Source organism: Pseudogemmobacter blasticus (assembly GCF_003071405.1).
Lineage (GTDB): Bacteria > Pseudomonadota > Alphaproteobacteria > Rhodobacterales > Rhodobacteraceae > Pseudogemmobacter > Pseudogemmobacter blasticus.
This window is the reverse complement of the sequence record NZ_CP020470.1, coordinates 2789675-2810884: the sequence shown is the minus strand read 5'-3', so window position 1 is coordinate 2810884 and position 21210 is coordinate 2789675. Positions and strand designations below refer to the sequence as shown.

The window sequence follows — 21210 nt, the reverse complement described above, 5'->3', positions numbered from 1 at the left end:
CAGGGTTCAACTGCGGAAGACGCGGTAGATGGCCGGGATGACCAGAACCGTCAGCAGGGTCGAGGTCAGCAGGCCGAACAGAAGCGAGATGGCGAGGCCCTGGAAGATGGGGTCGGCCAGGATGACCGCCGCGCCGATCATGGCGGCGATGGCGGTCAGCAGGATGGGCTTGAAGCGGATCGCGCCGGCCTCGATCAGCGTGGCCACGGTCGGGCGGCTGCCGGGCGGCGTGGCATGGCGGATGAAATCGACCAGCAGGATCGAATTGCGCACGATGATGCCCGCCAGCGCGATGAAGCCGATCATCGAGGTGGCCGAGAACGGCGCGCCGAACAGCCAGTGGCCCAGCATGATGCCAAGGAAGGTAAGCGGAATGGGCGTCAGGATCACCAGCGGCAGCTTGAAGCTGCCGAACTGCGCGACGACAAGGATGTAGATACCCAGAAGCGCCACGCCGAAGGCGGCGCCCATGTCGCGGAAGGTGACCCAGGTCACTTCCCATTCGCCATCCCACAGGAGGGTGACCTTCGATTCATCCTGCGGCTGGCCGTGCAGGCTGATGTCGGGCGCCTGCCCCGCCGGCCAGTCCATCGCGCGGACGGCATCGGCCACGGCCAGCATCCCGTAGAGCGGCGCTTCGAAATCGCCGGCCATATCTGCGGTGACCATCTCGATCGAACGGCCGTTGTGGCGGAAGATCGGATAGCTGGCCTGTTCCCCGGCCACGGTGACGACATCGCCCAGTTCCACCACGCCGCGCGCACCGGGCAGGGTGTTGGCGGGAATGGGCGTGGTCAGGAAGGTTTCGTCCAGAACGCGGCGGTTCTTCGGCAGTTCCAGCCGCAGCGGCAGCGGCATCCGCCCTTCGCCCCGGTGGGAATAGCCGACGGTCTGGCCGCCGTTCAGGATGGCCAGCGTATCGAACACGTCCTGTTCCTGCACGCCGAAGAATTCAAGCTGATCGGTCGAGATGGTGGCGCGCAGGCGGCGGGCGCGGGTGCCGAAACTGTCATCCACATCCACCACGAAGGGCACGCTTTCAAAGGCCTGCCGGATGCGGGTGGCCGCTTCGCGCCGCGCCTCGGGCGTGGGGCCGTAAACCTCGGCCAGGAGGGTGGCCATGACGGGCGGGCCCGGCGGCGGCTCGACGGTTTTCAGCACGGTGCCGGGCGGCAGGGTCAGGGCCTTCATCCGTTCGCGGATGTCCAGCGCGATGGCGTGGCTGGGGCGGTCACGGTCGGCCTTGTTGGTGAGCAGGATTTCCACCTCGCCCAGTTCGGGCGAGGCGCGCAGGAAGTAATGCCGCACCAGACCGTTGAAGTTGAAGGGCGCGGCGGTGCCGGCATGGGTGCGGACCGACAGCACCTCGGGCAGGCCCATCACCACGGCGGCCACATCCTGCGCCACGCGGTCGGTCGCCTCGACCGAGGCGCCTTCGGGCAGGTCGATCATCACCGACAGTTCCGACTTGTTGTCGAAGGGCAGAAGTTTGACCGTGACATCCTTGGTGTAAAGCGCGGCCAGCGAGCCGAAGGACAGGACCACGGTGCCCAGAAGGAAGACCAGCGCGCTTTTCCGGCTGGCCAGAACGGGGCGGGCGACGGCGACGTAAAGCCGGCCCAGCTTGCCGCCGGGGGTGCTGTGGGCATCGTCATGCCCGTGCGCCGACATGTCGGCGCGGCCGGCGATCCTGACCATCAGCCAGGGGGTGATGATGACGGCGACGAAGAAGGAAAAGATCATCGCCGCCGAAGCATTGGCCGGGATGGGTGACATGTAGGGGCCCATCAGCCCCGAGACGAAGAGCATGGGCAGCAGCGCCGCGACCACGGTCAGCGTGGCGACGATGGTGGGATTTCCCACCTCGGCCACGGCGTCGATGGCGGCCTGCACGCGGGGGCGGCTGTCCTTCATACCCCAGTGGCGGGCGATGTTCTCGATCACCACGATGGCATCATCAACCAGGATGCCGATGCTGAAGATCAGCGCGAAGAGGCTGACGCGGTTCAGCGTGTAGCCCATGATCCAGCTTGCAAACAGCGTCAGCAGGATGGTGACCGGAATGACGATGGCCACCACCATCGCCTCGCGCCAGCCGATGGCGACCCAGACGAGGACGATGATCGAGATCGTCGCAAGGCCCAGGTGGAACAGCAGTTCATTGGCCTTTTCATTGGCCGTCTCGCCATAGTCGCGGGTGACGGTGACCTGAACGCTGTCGGGGATCAGGGTGCCTTCGGCGGCGTGCAGGCGGTGCAGCGCGGCCTCGGCCACCACCACGGCATTGGCGCCGGCGCGTTTGGCGATGGCCAGCGTGACAGCGGGGGTGCGGATCAGGCTGCCGTCTTCGGCCCGGGTGACCATGGCGACGATATGGTCTGACGTGTCAGGGACGTATGACACGGTTGCCACATCTGCGACATACACGGGGCGACCATCGCGGGTGGTCAGCAGCAGGTTCGCCACCTCGGACGGGGCGCGCAGGGTTTCACCGGCAACAAGGTCGATCTGGTCGCCACCGTCGCGGATGCGGCCAGTGTTCAGCGTGCGGTTGGCCTGCTGCACCTTGCCGGCCAGTTGCTGCAAGGTAACGCCGTAAAGCGCCAGCCGGTCGGGATCGGGGGCGATGCGGATCGCTTCGGTCGCGTCGCCGACAAGGTAGGTCAGGCCCACGTCATCAGTCTTGGCAAGGTCTGCCTGCAAGGCGCGGGCGATGCGGGTCAGGTCGGCCGAGGAAACCTGCTGGCCCGGGCGGGGCGACAGGGTGAGCGAGAGGATCGCCACATCGTCGATGCCGCGCCCGACGACCAGCGGTTCGGGAATGCCGACCGGCAGCCGGTCGATGTTGGCGCGCAGCTTTTCGTGGACGCGCAGGATGGCGTCTTCGGCCTTGGTGCCGACGTTGAAGCGGGCGGCGACCATGGTGCTGTCGTCATGCGTCTGGGAATAGACGTGTTCCACGTCGTTGATGCCCTTGACGATGATCTCAAGCGGTTCGGTCACCAGCTTGACCGCATCTTCCGCGCGCAGGCCGGGGGCCTGAACGAAGATGTCCACCATGGGAACCGAGATCTGCGGTTCCTCTTCGCGCGGGAGCGAGGTGAGGGCGACAAGGCCCGCGGCCAGCGCGGCCAGAATGAACAGCGGTGTCAGCGCCGAGGCGATGAAGCTGCGGGTCAGGCCGCCGGCGATGCCCAGCGGGTGCGAGGGGCGGTCAGTCATGGCCGGCCCCTTCGGCGGCGGTGATCTCGGCGGCGGCGGTGGCGCCATCGGTGCGGATGCGGTCGCCGGGCTGCAGGCCGCTAAGAACCTCGACACTTTCGACACCGCCGATCACCTGCGGTTCCCCGGGCAGGACGGTGCGCAGGGCAAGGCCGGCAGCGGTTTCGACGGCGACGAAATCAACCCCGGCGCGGGTGATCAGCGCGTCGCGCGGCACCGCCAGCGCGGGGCGGGCGGCCATGGGCAGGCGCACCAGCACCCGGGCATCGACAAAGCGGCCCGACAGGCCCTGCACGGCGACATCGGCCAGGACGCGGCCGTTCTCGATCAGCGGGTAGATGCGTTCCAGGGTGCCCTGCACCTCGCCCTCGGGGGTTTCGATGGGCAGGGTGGCGCCTTCACGCAGCGCGGCGGCGTGGCGTTCGGGGATGGCCAGCCGCAGGAAGATGCCGCCGCCGCCCAGAAGCACGACCTCTTCGCCTGCCATGACCACGGCGCCCTTGGCCACCGGCACATCCAGAACGCGGCCATCGGCGGGGGCCAGAACGTCGCCTTCGGCGGCCTGCTGTTCGACAACCTGACGCTGGGCGGCGACCGCCTCGATCTGGCCTTTCAGCACATCGACCTGCGTGCGCAGCGCATCCAGCCGCTGGGCGGTGGTCACGCCGCGGGCCAGCAGGTCTTCGCCGCGCTTCAGCTCGGCCTCGGCATTGGCAAGCTGCGCGTCCAGCGAGGTGCGTTGCGCATCAAAGGCGGAAATCTGGAAGGCCAGCTTTTCATCCACGATGCGGCCCAGCAGGGCCCCCGCCTTGACCTCATCGCCTTCCTTGACGGTCAGCTCGACCAGCGTGCCGCCCAGCCGGGCGCGGGCGGGCAGACGGTCGCGCGCTTCGACCTGACCGAAGACGGACTTCCAGTCGGTCAGGTCAACGGGGGCAAGGGTGACGGTTTCGGCCATGGCCGACAGCGGTAGCCAAAGGGCCAGCATCACGGAAATCACGCGGTTCATGGGCGGGCCCTCGGGGTCAGGGGGACGATTCACACTCCTATATATTCATAATTTTGCATTTGTAAATGCCAGAGCGTCCACACCCGTTGCGGAAAGCGGGATCAGGGCTGGATCAGGATCGCGCGGAAGTCGTTGACGTTGGTCAGCGTGGGGCCGGTGACGACCTGCCGGTCGATGGCGGCAAAGAAGCTGTGCGCATCATTGGCCGCCAGCGCGGCGGCCGGGTCCAGCCCGGTGGCACGGGCGCGCGACAGGGTGTCGGGGCCGATCAGGGCGCCCGCCACCTCGGCCGCGCCATCGACGCCATCGGTATCGCAAGCCAGCGCATGAATACCCCCTGCCCCGTTCAGCGCCAGCGCCAGCGCAAGGCAGAATTCGGCGTTGGGGCCGCCGATGCCGGTGCCGCGCCGGGTCACGGTCAGTTCTCCCCCGGACAGCAGCAGGACCGGCCTGTCGCCAGGGCGCAGACTGGCCTGCACCTGAAGCGCCTGAGCCGCCTGTGCGGCGGCCACTTCGCGCGCCTCGCCTTCCAGCGCATCGCCCAGGAACCGGACCTCGCACCCCGCGCTTCGGGCCATGTCAGCGGCAGCGGCCAGGCTTTGCGAAGGGGCGGCGCAGATGATGTTTTCCACCCGCGACAGGCGCGGATCATCGGGGCGGACAACGCCGGTCGGGCGCGACAGCACGGCGGCGACGGCGGCGGGCACCGGCACCTGCCAGCGGGCCAGAAGGGCACTGGCCTCGGCGGGGGTCGTGGCATCGCCCACCGTGGGGCCCGAGCCGATGAAGGCCGGATCGTCGCCGGGCACGTCGGAGATCATCAGCGCCAGCATCCGGGCGGGGAAGGCGGCGGCGGCAAGCTGGCCGCCCTTGACCCGGCTGAGGTGCTTGCGGACGGTGTTCATCGCCGAAATGGGCGCCCCCGAAGCAAGAAGGGCCGCATTGACCGCCTGCTTGTCGGCAAGGGTCAGGCCCGCCGCCGGGGCGCAGAGCAGCGCCGAGGCACCGCCCGAGATCAGCGCCAGCACGAAATCATCGGGCGTCAGGCCGTGCAGCAGGGCCAGCATCCGGTCTGTCGCGGCCAGACCGGCGGCATCGGGCACCGGATGGGCGGCTTCGACGATCGTGATCCCGCGACAGGGGCGGCCATAGCCGTAACGGGTGAGAACCAGCCCCTCGCAGCGGCCCCAGACGGATTCGACCGCCTCGGCCATGCGGGCGCTGGCCTTGCCCGCGCCGATGACCAGCACGCGGCCCTGTGGCCGGGCCGGCAGGTGGCGGGCCAGCGAGCGCATGGGATCGGCCACCTCGACGGCGCGGTCGAACAGGGCACGCAGCAGGGGGGCGGGGTCGTCCATGGCGGGGATCACCGGGAAAGCGTGGAGCCGCGGGCGATCAGTTCGACCGGGGTCAGGGTTTCGGGCGGGGGCGCGCAGCCGTCGCGCAGCCAGCGCAGCATGGTTTCGGCCATGCGCTGGCCGAAACAGGCAATGTCGCAGCGCACCGAGGTGAGGCCCGGAAAGACCTGCGCGCAATCCTGGATGTCGTCGAAGCCGACGATCTTCAGGTCGGGGCCGACGCGGCGGCCGATTTCGGCGCAGCCGGACAAAAGGCCAAGCGCCACCAGATCGTTGAAACAGATCACCGCATCGACATCGGGGTGGCTGCGGGCCAGAAGGCGGGCCGCCTCGCGCCCGAAGGCGCGGCCGGGGCGGCCGGGCAGCACCAGCGGCGGCAGGCCGGCGGCGGCCAGAACGGCCAGATAGCCCGACATGCGCTGATAGGTGACCTCGCGCCCTTCCAGCCCGCCCAGAAAGGCGATGCGGCGGGCGCCAAGGTCCAGCAGGTGGCGGGCGGCAAGGCGACCGCCGGCAAGGTAATCGGGGGCGGCAAAGGGGAAGCGGTCCACCTCGGGCACCACCTTGCGCAGCACCTGCAAGGCCGGGATGCCGGCGCGGGAAATGGCGCCGAAGGTGGCGTCTTCCTGCCCGTAGGTGGGGGCGATGATCAGCGCCGAAACCCCGTGTTCCAGCATGGCCGAGACGACCTGAGCCTGAAGATCGGGGTCTTCGTCGGTGTTGGCCAGCACGGTGGCATAGCCCGCCGCCGACAGGGCCATTTGCAGCGAGGTGGCGAATTCGGTGAAGAAAGGATTGCGCAGGTCATTGATGACAAGGCCGATCAGCCCGGCATTGGCGCTGCGCAGGGTGGCGGCGGCGCGGTTGTAGACATAGCCGATGTCGGCCATGGCCTGCCGGACCTGCTGGCGGGTTTCCTCTTTCACCAGCGCGGAATTCTGCAGGACAAGGCTGACCGTCGATTTCGACACGCCCGCCTGTCGGGCGACATCCACGATGGTCGGTCGGCGGTCCATTCCCTGCCCCATTGCCCTGCCCCGCCGTCAACCGAAGCCGTGCAATTGCAGCAGCAGGCGCATCCGCTCGGTGGCAAGATCCGGATCGGACAGCAAACCGGCCTGATCCGCAAGGCGGAACACCTGCGCGTAATGGGTGATGTCGCGGCTGGACTGGAATCCGGCGGGCATGATGAAATGGCGCTGGCTGCCGTTCAGCCAGGCAAGGAAGGCGATGCCGGCCTTGTAGAACCGCGTCGGCGCGCGGAAGATTTCGCGCGACAGGGGCACCGTGGGGGCCAGAAGCCGGTCATAGGTGGCGCGGTCGCCCTGCGCCAGCGCCTCAAGCGCCTGCGAGGCGGCGGGGGCGATGGCGGCGAAGATGCCCAGAAGCGCGTGCGAATGGCGGGTGCCATCCCCGGCGATCAGCGGCGCATAGTTGAAATCGTCGCCGGTATAAAGGCGGACGCCTGCGGGCAGGCGGGCGCGGAACGCCTCTTCATGCGACTGATCGAGAAGGGAAATCTTGATGCCGTCCACCTTGGCGAGGTTTTCCGCGATCAGCGACAGCACGAAATCGGAGGCCTGGTCCACGGTGGCGCAGCCCCAGTAGCCGGCAAGGGCGGGATCGAACATGTCGCCCAGCCAGTGCAGGATGACCGGGTCTTTCGCGCCGTCGATCAGGCGGCGATAGACGGCGCGATACGCATCGGGGCCGGCAGAGAGGGCCGGCAGGGCGCGGGTGGCCATCAGGATAAGCTGGCCGCCGGCGGCTTCGATCGCCTCGGCCTGATGTTCATAGGCGGCGGCAATAGCATCGGGCGTGGTCAGGCTGCCCGGCGCGGCGTGATCGGTGCCGCAGCCGCAGGCGACACGAGGACGCAGGGGGTGCGCGCGGGCGGCGGCCATGGTGCGGTTGATCAGTTCCTGCGCGGTCAGCCAGTCAACGCCCATGCCGCGCTGCGCGGTATCCATCGCTTCGGCCAGACCAAGGCCCTGATCCCAGAGCCCCTGCCGGAAGGCCAGGGTCGCGCCCCAGTCAACGGCGGGGCGGGTGTCCCAGGGGCTGCGTTCGCGCAGCGGATCAGACACGACATGCGCGGCGGCAAAGGCGGTGCGGGTCAGGGCGACGCGGGGCGCGCGCGGCACCAGCGGCGTGCCGGTCAGGGCATGGGGGACCAGGCGGCCGTCTTCGGTGGGCAGGGTCAGCATGGGGCACCTGTGAAGGGAAGGTCGAAGACAAGGATGCCGTCGATGCCGCCGGCGGCATGGGCCACAAGGCCGGCGCCGAAAGCCCGGTGTTCGGCATCGGCCTGATAGGTGGCCAGCGCGTCCCAATCGGCGAAGTCTATGGTGAAGCCGTGCAGATAGCCGCGTTCGATCTGTTCGGGGCTTTCGGACCGGCCGGCGGCAAAGCCCGCCACCCCCGGCAGCCTGGCGGCAAGGCGGGGGATAGGGGCGAACAGGTCGGCGGCCTGCGCATCAGTCACGTCGGGGCGGAAGCGGACAAGGACGATGTGGCGGATCATGGCGTTACATCCGGTGGGCGGCACGGATCAGATCGGCGGCCTTTTCTCCGATCATGATCGCGGTGGCGTTGGTGTTCGAGGACACGACGGTCGGCATGATCGAGGCATCGGCGACGCGCAACCCGGCAATGCCGTTGAAGCGAAGCTGCGGGTCCAGCACGGCCTGCGGGTCCACGCCCATGCGGCAGGTGCCGGCGGGGTGGTGGTCGGTCTTGGCATGGGCGCAGGCATAGGCGAAGTAGTCGGCCTCGGTCTGCACCTCGGGGCCGGGCAGGCGTTCGGCCAGGATGAAGGGCCTGAGCGCGTCTTGCCGCAGGATTTCCCGCGCGAGTTTCAGGCCACGGATCGACATCTCGCGATCATAGGGGTCCTGCCAGTAGTTCGGGTCGATCAGCGGCGCGGCCAGCGGGTCGGCCGAGGCCAGCCGCACCGTGCCGCGCGAGCGGGGACGCAGGAAGGCGGAATTGAGGGTGACGCCGCCCTGCGGCATGGCGGCCACGCCCGCCTCGATGCCGGAGCCAAGGCCAAGGTGGAACTGGATGTCGGGCGAGCGGGCCGAAGGATCAGCATACCAGAAGCCGCCGGTTTCAAACAGCGACGAGGCCACGGGGCCGCTGCGGGACAGCAGGTATTGCAGACCCGCCAGCACCGACAGATGCGGCTTGGCGAAGCGGTCATAGGTGTGCGGGCCGCTACATTCGGCAATGGCGAACAGGTCAAGGTGATCTTGCAGGTTGGCGCCGACCTGCGGCTGGTCCAGCACCACGGGCAGGCCCAGGCTGCGCAGATGATCCGCCGGACCGATGCCCGAAAGCTGCAGCAGGCGGGGCGAGCCGATGGCGCCCGAGGACAGGATCACCTCGCCCTCGGCGCGGACGATGCCCTGCCCGGCCAGTTCCACCCCGGTGGCGCGGCCGTTTTCCACCACGATCCGCAAGACCTGCGCGCCGGTGCGGACGGTCAGGTTCGGGCGGCGGCGGGCCGGGCCAAGATAGGCAACCGAGGTCGAGGACCGGCGGACGTTGCGTTGGGTCAGTTGATAATAGCCGACGCCATCCTGTTTCTCGCCGGCCATGTCCTGGTTCCGGGGGATTCCGATCTGGGCCGCGGCGGCGAAATAGGCTTCGCAGATGGGCAGCGGCGCGGCGGGTTTCGACACGCCCAGCGGGCCGCCCTGGCCGTGATAGCGGTTCGACCAGGTGTCATTGTCTTCCGCCTTGCGGAAATAGGGCAGCACGTCTTCGTAGCCCCAGCCGGTGCAGCCCATCTGGCGCCAGTCGTCATAATCCTGCGCGGCGCCGCGGGTGTAGATCTGGGCGTTGATCGACGATCCGCCGCCAATGACGCGGGCCTGGGTGTAGCGGATCTGCATCCCGTTCATGTGGCGCTGCGGCACGGTGGACCAGCCCCAGGAGCCGATGCCCTTGGTCATCTTGGCAAAGCCGGCGGGCAGGTGGAAGAACGGGTGGCGGTCGGTGCCGCCCGCTTCCAGCAAGAGCACGCGGGCGGCGGCGTTTTCCGACAGCCGGGCGGCCAGAACGCAGCCGGCCGAGCCGCCGCCGATGATGATGAAATCGTAAGACGCGGTCATGTCAGAGCCTTGGAATGGAAAGCCCGCCGTCGACGGGAAGGATGGCGCCGGTGGCAAAGGCGAACTGGCCGGTGGCCAGCGGCACGCTGACAGCGGCAATGTCTTGCGGGTGGCCCCAGCGGGCGGCGGGGACGAGGCCCCCTTCGATGCGGGCGGTGTATCTGTCCTGCACGGCGGCGGTCATCGGGGTGGCGATGATGCCGGGGCGCAGGTCGAAGACGCCGATGCCATGCGGGGCAAGGCGCAGCGCCAGCGCCTGCGCGGCCATGGCGATGCCGGCCTTGGAGATGCAGTAATCGGCCCGTTCGACCGAGGCGAGCGCGGCCGAGACCGAGGTGACGAACAGGATGGACCGATAATGGTCGGCCGGGGCGGCCAGCATGTGCCGCGCCACCGCCTGCGCCATGAAAAACGCGCCGCGGGTGTTGATGCCGGTGACAAAATCGAAGGCTTCGGGCGTGATGTCCAGCATGTCGCCCCGAACGCGGGCGGGAACGCCGGCGTTCTGCACCAGCGTGGCGATCGGCCCCAGTTCGGCGGTGATCCGGGCGATCAGGGCCGGTGTGGCGGCGACATCGGACAGATCGTGGCGGAAGTAGCGGGCCTGCGGGCCAAGGCTGTGCAGGGCCTGCCCCACCTCGGGCGCATCGGGGGCGGGCAGCGAGACAAGGGCGATGCGGAAGCCCGCGCCGGCAAGGGCCGTGGCAATGCCAAGGCCGATGCCCTGCTGGCCGCCGGTGATCAGGGCAAGGGGTGCGGTCATGCGGCAAGCCTCTGGCGGATATGATCCCCGGCCCGCAGCGCCAGCGCGGCAACGGTCAGTGACGGGTTCACCGCGGCCGAGGTGGGCAGGACCGAGGCATCGACGATATAGAGGTTGTCCAGATCATGCGCGCGCAGGTCGGGGGTGACCACGGACCGGGTGGGGTCATCGCCCATGCGGGCGGTGCCGCATTGGTGGCTGGGCTTCGACTTGGGAAAACCGCGCGACAGCACGATGGGCCAGCCGGCGCGGCGCATCGCCTGCTTCAGCCGTTTGACCAGCAGGTCATGCGCGGCCACATTGGTGCGCCGCCAGTCCAGCACGACGCCGCCGCTCTTGCGCCAGAGCACGCGGCTTTCGGGATCGGGCAGGTCTTCCGACATGGCCATGATATGGATGGAATGATCGGCAATGTGGCGGGCCAGCCAGGGGGGAAGGTTGCCTTCGGCGGCCAGGATGGGGCCGGTGACGCGGCCCAGCATCTGCACATTGCCCAGCGGTTCGCCGTTCGGACCGCCGGTCAGATACCAGTCGTTGAACTGGATGGTCTTTTCATAGACCGTCCGGTTGCGACGGAACGGATGCCAGGCAACCAGCCCGGTCAGGTTGTGGTTCATGAAGTTGCGGCCAACCTGATCAGAGCTGTTGGCCAGCCCGTGCGGATGGTCGTCACTGGCCGAGGCCAGCAGCAGCGCGGCCGACATGACGGCCCCGGCGGCCAGGCAGACCACGGGGGCGGTCAGCACCTCGCGCCGGCCGTCGCGCTCCACCTCGACCCCGGTCACGCGGCGGCCTTCTGACAGCAGGCGCGTGGCGCGGGTGCCGGTCAGCAGGGTGACGTTGGGGTGTTTCAGCGCCTCGGCCAGACCGCAGGATTCGGCATCGGACTTGGCGCCGGTGGTATCGGGGAAAGCATCCCAGGTGGTGGGGGCGCGGGCCAGCCAGCGGTCAAGATCAACCCCCAGCGGCAAGGACGAGACATGCAGACCCTGCGCGGCGAAGGCGCGGCGAAGGGCGGAAATGTCGGGTTCGTCCGGCACGGGGGGGAAGGGATAGGGCGCGGAATGGGGCGGTTCGGTCGGGTCATCGCCCAGGGCGCCGCGCACGCGATACAGGGTTTCGGCCTGCGAATAATAGGGTTCGAGATCGGCGTAGGAGATCGGCCAGCCGGGGGTGGTGCCCTGCATGTGGCGCAGCGGGCGGAAATCCTTTTCGCGATAGCGCAGCAGGACCGCGCCATAGAACTTGGTATTGCCGCCGACGCAGGCGTAATTGCCGGGGTTGAAGGCAGCGCCCCGGGCATCGCGCCAGGTTTCGCGCGGCTTGAAGTGACCGCGCCCGAAGATCGCCACCGGATCGCGCGCCTCGGGGCTGTCAACCAGCCGCTCGCCCCGTTCGACAATCAGGATGCGGCGGCCGGTGGGGGCAAGGGCGGCGGCCAGCGTGGCCCCGCCCATGCCGGAGCCGAGGATGATCACATCGGGCGACATCAGGGGGCGATCCGTTCTTCCGTCTTCGGATCGAAGGCCACGGCCTTTTCCATGTTCACGGCAAAATCGAACATCTGGCCGGGCTGCACGTTCACATCGGCCCGCATCCGGGAAATGATGTCGCGGCCCGACAGCGACATGGTGACGAAGGTGTCTGACCCCGCCGGTTCGGTGACGCCGACGCGGTTCGGCAGCGCCTGGATATTGCCCGACTTGCGGTCGGCGCCTTCGGGATCGGTGATCGCCTCGGGGCGGATGCCCAGCAGGATGTCCCGCCCGTCCCAAGCGGCAAGGCCGGGCTGCGAGAAGCGGAGGTGACGGGTCTGGCCTTCGGAATCGGTCAACTCGGCATGGGGCACGCCTTCGCGCAGCCGCACGGTGGCCGGCACGATGTTCATGGCGGGGCTGCCCATGAAGGTGGCCACAAAGACATTGGCCGGGGTGTCGTAGATTTCCTTCGGCGTGCCCAGTTGCTGGACATAGCCCTTGTTCATCACCGCGATGCGGGTGGACAGCGTCATCGCCTCGATCTGGTCGTGGGTGACATAGACGATGGTCGTGCGCAGCTTCTGGTGCAGCTTCTTGATCTCGGTCCGCATGTCGACGCGCAGTTTCGCATCAAGGTTCGACAGCGGTTCATCGAACAGGAACACGTCGGGGTCGCGCACCAGCGCCCGGCCCATGGCGACGCGCTGGCGCTGCCCACCCGACAACTGCCCCGGCTTGCGGTCCAGCAGGTGGTCGATCTGGAGAAGTTTCGACACCTCGGCCAGCGCCTTGTCCCGCTCAGGCTTGGGAACGCCGTGCATTTCAAGGCCGAAGGTCATGTTCTGGCCAACGGTCATGTTGGGGTAAAGCGCGTAGCTTTGGAACACCATGGCGATGTTGCGCTTGGACGGGTGCACCCCGTTGATGACGCGGCCCTTGATGGCGATTTCGCCGCCCGAGATGTTTTCCAACCCGGCGATCATGTTCAGGAGCGTGGACTTGCCACAGCCCGAGGGGCCGACAAGCACGAGGAACTCGCCCTCATCGACGGCGATGTCGACGCGGTGAAGGACTTCGACGGCGCCGTAGGATTTGGTGACGTTGCGGATGTCGAGAAAGCCCATGGGTCAGCTCCGGACGATCAGGGTGGGGCCAGGAATTTTCGAAAATTCCTGGCAAAATTCTTCGAAGAATTTTGCGATTGCGCGGGTCATCCCTTCACGCTCCCCGCCATCAGGCCGCGCACGAAGTAGCGGCCGGCAACGATGTAGACGAGCAGCGTGGGCAGGGCGGCAAGGATCGCGCCGGCGAAGTGGACGTTGTATTCCTTTACCCCGGTCGAGGACTGGACAAGGTTGTTCAGCGCCACCGTCATGGGCTGCGAGGTGCCCCCGAAGCTGGCGCCGAACAGGAAATCGTTCCAGATGTTGGTGAACTGCCAGATCACCGACACCACGGCGATGGGGCCGCTGACCGGCAGGAGGATGCGCCAGAAGATGCGGAAGAACCCGGCCCCGTCGATCTGGGCCGCACGCACCAGCTCGGTCGGGAAGGCGGCATAGTAGTTGCGGAAATACAGTGTGGTGAAGCCGATGCCATAGACCACATGGACCAGGATCAGCCCCGGCACGCTGCCCGCCAGCCCCAGCTTGCCCAGAACCATGGCCATCGGGATCAGCACGATCTGGAACGGGATGAAGCAGGAAAACAGCATCAGCCCGAACACCCAGGTATCGCCGCGAAAGCGCCATTTGGTCAGGACATAGCCGTTCAGCGCGCCGACGATGGTCGAGATGCTCACGGCGGGCACGACCATCAGGATCGAGTTCAGGAAATAGGGTTTCAGGCCCGTCGGCTCGATCCCGATCTGGGCGGTGGACCAGGCCGAACGCCAGGCGTCGAAGGTCCAGACCTGCGGCAGGGCCATCATGTTGCCGCCGGTGATCTCGGCCAGCGGTTTCAGCGAGTTCACCCCCATGACGTACAGCGGCAGCAGGTAGAACAGCGTGAACAGCAGCAGCACCAGATAGATCAGCGCGCGGGTGATCCTGCCGGTGGAGACGGCGGTGTCTTGCGATTGGGCAGACATCACTTCTTCTCCTTCAGTTCGGCGTAAAGGTAGGGAACCATGATCGCCGCGATGGTCATCAGCATGATCACGGCAGAAGAGGCGCCGATGCCCATCTGGTTGCGGGTGAAGGTGTAGGAATACATGAAGGTGGCCGGCATCTCGGTTGATCGGCCGGGGCCGCCGCCGGTCAGCGCGACGACAAGATCATAGCTCTTGATCGCCAGGTGTGACAGGATCACGAAGGCCGACAGGAAGGCCGGGCGCAGCATCGGAATGACGATGCGGCGGTAAAGCTGCCAGTTCGAGGCCCCGTCGATCTGCGCGGCCTTCAGGATTTCGTTGTCGATGCCGCGCAGGCCGGCCAGGAACATGGCCATGACGAAGCCGCTGGTCTGCCAGACGGCGGCGATCACGATGCAGTAGATCGCCAGGTCATTGTCCTTGATCCAGGTGAAGCTGAAACTTTCCCAGCCCCAGAGGTGCATCACCCGTTCCAGCCCGATGCCGGGATCAAGAAACCATTTCCAGGCGGTGCCGGTCACGATGAAGGACAGCGCCATGGGATAAAGGAAGATCGGCCGCAGGAAGCCTTCGCCGCGGATCTTCTGGTCAAGGAAGATGGCCAGCATCAGGCCGATGGCCGAGCAGATCACGATGTAGAGCGAGGCGAAGACGGCGATGTTGCCGATGGCGATGTGCCAGTGTTCCAGCGCGAAAAGCCGGCGGTAGTTGTCGAGACCGACGAAATCATACTTCGGCAGCATCTTCGATCCGGTGAAGGACAGAAGCACCGTGAAGGCGATGAAGCCGTAGACGAAGAGCAGGGTCACCGCGAAGGACGGTGCAAGCACCATCTTCGGCAGCCAGTCCTGCAATCTGGTGCGGAAATCCGCTGTGGCGGGCGCTGTCATCGCATACCTCCCCGGTCACGCCGCTGGCGCGAGGCAAAAGTTTTCGAAAACTTTTGCAAATTCCTTCGAAGGAATTTGCGGCGGGAAGGGGCGGAAGCCGCCCCTTCCCTGTCGCGGGTTACTGCGCGGCGGCGACGGCGTCGGCCAACGCCTTGGCGGCGGCGGCGCCATCGGCATACTGGCCGTTCACCGCGGCGGTGATCACGTCATAGGTGGCGTTCTTGACCGAGGCGGGCGCACCGTGGCCATGGGCCATCGAGCCGAACAGCGTGCCGGCGGCGCTGGCTTCGGCCAGATCCTTCATGCCCTTCTTGCCGCAATCGTCGAAGTCGGTGTCCGGCACGTCGGTGCGGGCCGGGACCGAGCCCTTGACCACGTTGAAGGCCGACTGGAAGGTCGGGCTTTCGATGGCGGTGGCCATCGCCTTCTGCGCGGCGATCTTGGCATCGCCCTGCACGGCGAACATCGCGAACTGGTCCGAGTTGAAGGTGACGGCCCCCTGGGTGCCCGGGAAGCGGATGCAGACGAAATCGGTGCCCGGCACCTTGCCGGCCTTGAGGAATTCGCCCTTGGCCCAGTCGCCCATGAACTGCATCCCGGCTTCGCCGTTGATGACCATGCTGGAGGCAAGGTTCCAGTCGCGGCCCGAGAAGTTGTCATCCATGTAGCTGCGCAGCTTGATCAGGTGATCGAAGGCCGCGGCCATCTTTTCGCCGCCAAGCGCCGCCGGGTCGAGGTCGATGAAGGCGGCCTTGTAGAAATCGGCGCCTTCCGCCAGCACCAGCGCGTCGAAGATGGTGGCGTCCTGCCAGGGCTGGCCGCCATGGGCGACCGGGGTGATGCCCGCTTCCTTCATCTTGTCCAGCACGGCGACCAGTTCGTCCCAGGACTTCGGCTCGCCCAGGCCGGTGGCGTCAAGCGCGGCCTTGTTGATCCAGACCCAGTTGGTCGAGTGGACGTTGACCGGCGCGGCGATCCAGTGGCCGTCATATTTCGAGAAGCGCTGAAGCGCCTCGGGGATCACGGCATCCCAGCCTTCGGCAGTGGCCACGTCATCCAGATTGCCAAGCGCGCCTTCGGCGGCCCAGTCCTGGATGTCGAAGCCCAGCATCTGCACGGCGGTGGGCGGGTTGCCGGCGGTGACGCGGGCGCGCAGCGCGGTCATCGCGGCCTCGCCGCCGCCGCCGGCGACGGGCATGTCCACCCAGCCGATGCCCTTGGCAGCCAGATCTTCCTTGAGGACGTTCAGCGCCGCGGCTTCGCCGCCGCTGGTCCACCAGTGCAGCACTTCCACGTCTTCGGCCTTCGCGATGCTGGTCGTCATCGCCAGCACGGCGGCGGCCTTCATGGTCATTCCAAGGTAAGCACGCATCGTTTCCTCCCGTTTGCGTTCTGTCATCCGCCGGCGCTCAGGCCGGGCGGGTCTTCACCCAAGGGGCCCGCGTGCGACCGATGCGCAGGACGAGCGACTTGATTTCCAGGAACTCCTCCAGCCCCTGACGGCCGATCTCGCGACCCTGGCCTGACTGTTTCATGCCACCGAACGGCACTTCGGGGAAGCCATCCATCCAGGTGTTGGTCCAGATCGTGCCAGCCTGCGCGCCGCGCGCGAAGGCCAGGCAGGTGTGGACGTTCTCGCTCCAGACGCCCGCCGACAGGCCGTAGCTGGCATCGTTCACCAGCGACAGCGCCTGATCCAGCGTGCGGAAGGTCAGGACCGACAGCACGGGGCCGAACACTTCGTCGCGGGCGATGGCCATGTCGGGAGTGACATCGCAGATCACGGTGGGCTGGTAGAACTGCGCGCCAAGGCCGGGCACCGGCAGGGCCGCGCCGCCAAGGGCGACCCGGGCGCCGGCGGCGACGGCCGCCTGCACATAGCCGTGAATCCTGACATTGTGTTCGGGGGTGACGATGGCGCCGACCTGCGTGTCGGGGCTGAGCGGATCACCGAAGGCGACCTGACGCGACAGGTCCACCACACGGGCGACGAACGCCTCGGCGATGTCTTCGTGAACGATGATCCGGCTGCCCGAATTGCAGCACTGGCCGACGTTGAAATAGACGCCGAACACCACGGCATCGGCGGCGGCTTCCAGATCGGCATCGGGGAAGATGACCTGCGGGTTCTTGCCGCCCAGTTCCAGCGCCACCTTCTTGAGCGTATCCGATGCCGTGCGCGAGATCAGCTTGCCCACGGCGGTGGAGCCGGTGAAGGTGACCATGTCCACGGCGGGGTGGCTGCTCATCAGGCTGCCGACCGGGGTGCCGGTGCCCAGCACGATGTTGACCACGCCGGCGGGAAGGCCGGCCTCGACCAGCAGTTCGCCCAGCATCGCGGTGGTCGAGGGCGTGAATTCCGAGGGTTTCACCACGCAGGTGCAGCCGGCGGCCAGCGCGAAGGGCAGCTTCTGCGACAGAATCCAGAACGGGAAGTTCCAGGGCGTGATGATCGAGACCACGCCGATGGGTTCCTTGATCACGGTGGCCAGCATGTCGGGGCCAAGCGTGTTGTGGCTGTCGCCGGTGATGTCGCGGCCAAGGCCGGCGGCATAGCGCCAAAGGTCGGCGGCACCGGCAATCTCGCCGCGCGACTGGGTGATCGGCTTGCCGCTTTCCAGCGTCTCGATCAGGGCGAAGCGTTCGACATTCGCCTCGATCAGGTCGGCCACGCGGTGCAGCACGGCGGCGCGGGCCTTGGCGGAAAGCCCGCTCCAACGGCCATCGTCAAAGGCGGCGCGGGCGGCGGCGATGGCGGCTTCGGCATCGGCGGCGGTGCCGACGGCCGAGCGGCTGACCACCACCCCATGCGAGGGGGACACGCGGTCAAGCAGGTTGTCGCTGCCGGTCCAGGTGCCGCCGATCAGGTGGCGGTTCTGGCGCGGTTCGGGAAGGGAGGCGCCGGTGGCGGCGATCAGGGTGATCTGGGTCATGTCAGGTTCCGGGGAAGACGGGGGGCCGCTTTTCGCGGAAGGAGGCAACCCCTTCGGCGCGGTCGGCGCTGGCGGAAATGGCGGCCGAGCCAAGCGCCTCGATGAAGGCGGCGCTGTCTTCGCCGCAGCCGGCCAGCAGCATGGCCTTGGCGGTTTCAACGGCGCGGGGCGACAGGCGCAGGACGCCTTCGGCGATGGCTTCGGCCGCGGCGCGGGGGTCTTCGGCCACTTCGGCGGCAAAGCCCAGGGCAAGGGCGCGGTCGGCGGTGATGCGGCGCCCGAACAGCGCCATTTCGCGCACCACGGGCGCGGGCAGCAGCCGGGCAAGGCGTTGGGTGCCCGACCAGCCGGGAACGATGCCGATGCCCGCTTCGGGCAGCGCCAGCGTGGCCTTCGGTGCCATCACGCGGATGTCGCAGGCGGCGGCCAGTTCCAGCCCGCCGCCAAAGGCATGGGCGTGCAGCACGGCGATGGTGGGGCGGGCCAGACGGGCCAGACGGTCGAACAGGCGGTGGCCCGAGCGGACCCAGTGGCGGGCGAATTCGGCGGGGGACAGATCGCCCCAGCCGTTGATGTCGGCGCCCGAGCAGAAGGCGCGGGCGGGTTCGGCGGTGACCAGAACGCAGGCGATGTCGTCCGAGCGTTCGATGGTGTCGAGATGGGCCGCCAGATGGCCCAGCATTTCCACCGAAAAGGCGTTCAGCCGGGCGGGATTGTCGAGCCGCAGTTCGGCGATGCGGCCACGGATGTCGAGGTGAACCGCGCTCATGGCTGCCAGCCCATCGGGCCTTCGGCCAGCAGCGACAGCGGCATCGTCACCGCATCGGGCGCCAGCGCCACGCGGCCATGGCTGGCATCTACGATGTCGCGCTGCGGATTGATGCCGGGCATGATCTCGGTTGCGACAAGGCCGCCGGGGGCAAGCCGCATCACGCAGCGTTCGGTGATATACAGCACCTCTTGCCCCTGCGCGCGGGCCCGGTTGCCCGAGAAGGTGACGTGTTCGACGCGATCCACCATCTTGGTGAACTTGCCGGGCTTTTCCACCCGCAGCCCGGCGGGCGAGACGGCGATTTCGGCCCCTGCCTCGAACCAGCCGGAGAAGACGATCTTTTTCGCATGGGCGGTGATGTCGACAAAGCCGCCGCAGCCGGCGGTGAGGTAGGGCTTCTTGCCCAGTTTCGAGACGTTGACGTTGCCTTCCACGTCAACCTCAAGGAACGACAGGAAGGACATGTCGAAGCCCGCGCCCTGAAAGTAGATGAACTGCTGGGGCGACGGGATATAGGCATCGGCGTTCGAGGCGCAGCCGAAGGCAAAGCCGGTCAGCGGCATCCCCCCCACGGCGCCCTGTTCGATGGCCCAGGTCACCGCCTCGGGGTGGCCTTCCTCCAGCAGGATGCGGGGCACCATGGCGCTGATGCCGAAGCCAAGGTTCGCGGTCATGCCGCCGCGCAGTTCCATCGCGGCGCGGCGGGCGATGGCTTTTTCCACGCCCGGTTCGGCCAGATCGAAGCTGGACCACGGGCGCATGATCTGGCCGGAAATGGCCGGGTCATAGGGGGTTTCGGTGGTCTGGCGCTGATCGGGGTCGATCACCACCAGATCAACCAGATGGCCCGGCACCCGCACGTCATGCGGGCGGAGCGAGCCGTTGGTGGTGACGCGCTTGACCTGCGCGATGACCAACCCGCCGTTGTTGCGGGTGCAGATCGCCTGTTCCAGCCCGCCCAGATAGGCGCCTTCGTGTTCGTAGGTCAGGTTGCCGTGCTCATCGGCGGTGGTGGCGCGGAGGATGCAGACATCGGGCTGGATGTTGGGGAAATGCAGCCAAGTCTGCCCCGCGAATTCGACGCGCGCCACGATGGGCCGCGCAGCACCACTGGCGTTCATCGCGCAGCCTTCGCGGACGGGATCGACAAAGGTTTCAAGCCCGACCCTGGTCAGCACGCCGGGGCGGCGGGCGGCGGCTTCGCGGTGCATGTCGAACAGGATGCCCGAGGGCACGTTGTAGGCGGCGACGCGATCCTCGACGATCATCCTCCATATCTCGGGCATCGGCAGGTTCGACGGGCCGGACGGGTAAGACCCGGCCAGGACGCGGGTCAGCAGACCGTCCTGCGCGATATGGTCGATGCCCTTGACGCCATACATGTCACCGGCGGCGATGGGGTGCAGCGTGGTCAGCCCGCGCGGGTGGCCTTCGGCGCGGAAGCGGTCGCCCAGGGCGCGCAGCACCAGATCGGGGCAGCCCAGGCCCGAGGAGGAGGAGACGGTGACGGTGGCGCCGTCGGCGATGCGGGAAACGGCCTCGGCCGGGGTGACGATCTTGGTCATGCGGTGGCCCCGTATTGGACGGTCTGGCGGGTGCCGGTGCGGGCGGCCTGACGCACGGCCAGCGCCACCGCCAGCGAGGCGATGCCGTCATGGCCGGTGGCGGCGGGCTGACCCTGGCCGGCAACGGCGCGGGCGAACTGGCGGACGGCGACGGTGTACAGGTCATCACTCGCGAAGGGCACGGAGGTGCGGCCGCCGGCGGTGACAAGCTCGACCTCGCCCAGCGGGCGTTGGGTCATCACGCCGCGCGCGAAGATCGACCCTTCGGTGCCATGCACCTCAAGCCCCGATCCGGCGAAGGGGTGGGTGAAACTTTCATGGGCAAAGACCATGGCACCCGAGGGCATGGTCCAGACCGACATGGCGCTGTCTTCCACCCCCTGCCCCATGCCCGATGTGGCGCTTTGCGCGACCACGGTCTGCGGGTCTTCGCCCAGCAGGAAGCGGGCGACATCGGCGTTGTGGACTGTGATATCGGGAATGACGCCGCCGCCGGCGCCGGGATCGTTGATGCGCCAGCCCTGCAGGGGCACCGGCAGGTGGACGGCGTGGAAGATGCGCAGCGACAGCACCCGCCCGATGCGGCCCGAGGCGACCAGATCGCGCACGGCGCGGTGGCTGCCCGAACAGCGCAGGTGGTGGTTGGTGGCAAAGACCACGCCGGCGGCATCGGCGGCGGCAACCATCTGCTGCGCTTCGGCCAGGGTCAGGCCCAGCGGCTTTTCGCACAGCACATGCTTGCCGGCGGCGATGGCGGCCAGCGCCTGCGCGTGGTGCTTTTCGTTGGTGGACGAGATGTAGACCGCATCGACGCCCGGATCGGCCAGGGCGGCGGCCAGATCGGTGGTGAAGGCCGGGATGGCGTTGGCTTCGGCAAAGCGGGCGGCAAGGTCGGCAGAGCCGCTGACGACGGTGACGATCTGATGCCCTGCCGCGCGGAAGGCCGCACACATGAATTGCGAAGCAATGGTGCTTGCCCCGATCAAGGCCCAGCGCATCCTCTTCCCCTCCCC

General features: G+C 67.7%; 17 protein-coding genes. All 17 read right to left on the bottom strand.

The window, feature by feature from the left end; genetic code table 11:
- Positions 1-6: 6 nt before the first annotated feature.
- On the bottom strand, positions 7-3222 hold the full coding sequence (locus B6K69_RS13685; RefSeq protein WP_108644937.1) for an efflux RND transporter permease subunit: 3216 nt from the start codon (positions 3220-3222) through the stop codon (positions 7-9).
- Positions 3215-4231, bottom strand: a complete 1017-nt coding sequence (locus B6K69_RS13680; RefSeq protein WP_108644176.1) for an efflux RND transporter periplasmic adaptor subunit — start codon at positions 4229-4231, stop codon at positions 3215-3217. The genes B6K69_RS13685 and B6K69_RS13680 overlap by 8 nt, the downstream gene beginning before the upstream one ends.
- Positions 4232-4332: 101 nt before the next feature.
- Positions 4333-5589, bottom strand: a complete 1257-nt coding sequence (locus B6K69_RS13675) for a glycerate kinase type-2 family protein (RefSeq protein WP_108644175.1) — start codon at positions 5587-5589, stop codon at positions 4333-4335.
- An 8-nt stretch (positions 5590-5597) separates the two neighbouring features.
- Complete coding sequence (locus B6K69_RS13670; RefSeq protein ID WP_108644936.1) at positions 5598-6605, bottom strand: LacI family DNA-binding transcriptional regulator; 1008 nt, start codon at positions 6603-6605, stop codon at positions 5598-5600.
- A gap of 27 nt (positions 6606-6632) precedes the next feature.
- A complete protein-coding gene (locus tag B6K69_RS13665) occupies positions 6633-7796 on the bottom strand; it encodes a dihydrodipicolinate synthase family protein (RefSeq protein ID WP_108644174.1) in 1164 nt (387 codons plus the stop codon).
- Positions 7790-8113 (bottom strand): Dabb family protein, encoded by a 324-nt coding sequence (locus tag B6K69_RS13660; protein ID WP_107673493.1) that lies wholly within the window; start codon positions 8111-8113, stop codon positions 7790-7792. Before B6K69_RS13660 ends, B6K69_RS13665 begins: the two co-directional genes overlap by 7 nt.
- A gap of 4 nt (positions 8114-8117) precedes the next feature.
- Positions 8118-9704, bottom strand: a complete 1587-nt coding sequence (locus B6K69_RS13655) for a GMC family oxidoreductase (protein ID WP_108644173.1) — start codon at positions 9702-9704, stop codon at positions 8118-8120.
- Position 9705: 1 nt separating this feature from the next.
- Positions 9706-10467, bottom strand: coding sequence for a 3-ketoacyl-ACP reductase (locus tag B6K69_RS13650; protein ID WP_108644172.1), 762 nt, complete (start codon positions 10465-10467; stop codon positions 9706-9708).
- Positions 10464-11957, bottom strand: coding sequence for a GMC oxidoreductase (locus B6K69_RS13645; RefSeq protein ID WP_108644171.1), 1494 nt, complete (start codon positions 11955-11957; stop codon positions 10464-10466). The genes B6K69_RS13650 and B6K69_RS13645 overlap by 4 nt, the downstream gene beginning before the upstream one ends.
- Positions 11957-13069 carry an ABC transporter ATP-binding protein gene (locus B6K69_RS13640; RefSeq protein WP_108644170.1) on the bottom strand — a complete coding sequence of 371 codons (1113 nt, stop codon included), beginning with the start codon at positions 13067-13069 and terminating at the stop codon, positions 11957-11959. The genes B6K69_RS13645 and B6K69_RS13640 overlap by 1 nt, the downstream gene beginning before the upstream one ends.
- 86 nt (positions 13070-13155) lie before the next feature.
- Positions 13156-14034 (bottom strand): carbohydrate ABC transporter permease, encoded by an 879-nt coding sequence (locus B6K69_RS13635; protein ID WP_108644169.1) that lies wholly within the window; start codon positions 14032-14034, stop codon positions 13156-13158.
- Complete coding sequence (locus B6K69_RS13630) at positions 14034-14927, bottom strand: carbohydrate ABC transporter permease (RefSeq protein WP_108644168.1); 894 nt, start codon at positions 14925-14927, stop codon at positions 14034-14036. Before B6K69_RS13630 ends, B6K69_RS13635 begins: the two co-directional genes overlap by 1 nt.
- 118 nt (positions 14928-15045) lie before the next feature.
- Positions 15046-16299 carry an ABC transporter substrate-binding protein gene (locus tag B6K69_RS13625; protein ID WP_108644935.1) on the bottom strand — a complete coding sequence of 418 codons (1254 nt, stop codon included), beginning with the start codon at positions 16297-16299 and terminating at the stop codon, positions 15046-15048.
- Positions 16300-16336: 37 nt separating this feature from the next.
- Positions 16337-17860 (bottom strand): aldehyde dehydrogenase family protein, encoded by a 1524-nt coding sequence (locus B6K69_RS13620; RefSeq protein WP_108644167.1) that lies wholly within the window; start codon positions 17858-17860, stop codon positions 16337-16339.
- Position 17861: 1 nt separating this feature from the next.
- Positions 17862-18629: an enoyl-CoA hydratase/isomerase family protein gene (locus B6K69_RS13615; protein WP_108644166.1), complete on the bottom strand. Its 768-nt coding sequence runs from the start codon at positions 18627-18629 to the stop codon at positions 17862-17864.
- Positions 18626-20197, bottom strand: coding sequence for an acyl CoA:acetate/3-ketoacid CoA transferase (locus B6K69_RS13610; RefSeq protein WP_108644165.1), 1572 nt, complete (start codon positions 20195-20197; stop codon positions 18626-18628). The genes B6K69_RS13615 and B6K69_RS13610 overlap by 4 nt, the downstream gene beginning before the upstream one ends.
- The gene (locus tag B6K69_RS13605) at positions 20194-21195 is read right to left on the bottom strand and encodes a Gfo/Idh/MocA family protein (protein WP_108644164.1); all 1002 of its coding nucleotides are present in this window, start codon (positions 21193-21195) and stop codon (positions 20194-20196) included. Before B6K69_RS13605 ends, B6K69_RS13610 begins: the two co-directional genes overlap by 4 nt.
- Positions 21196-21210 lie beyond the last annotated feature (15 nt).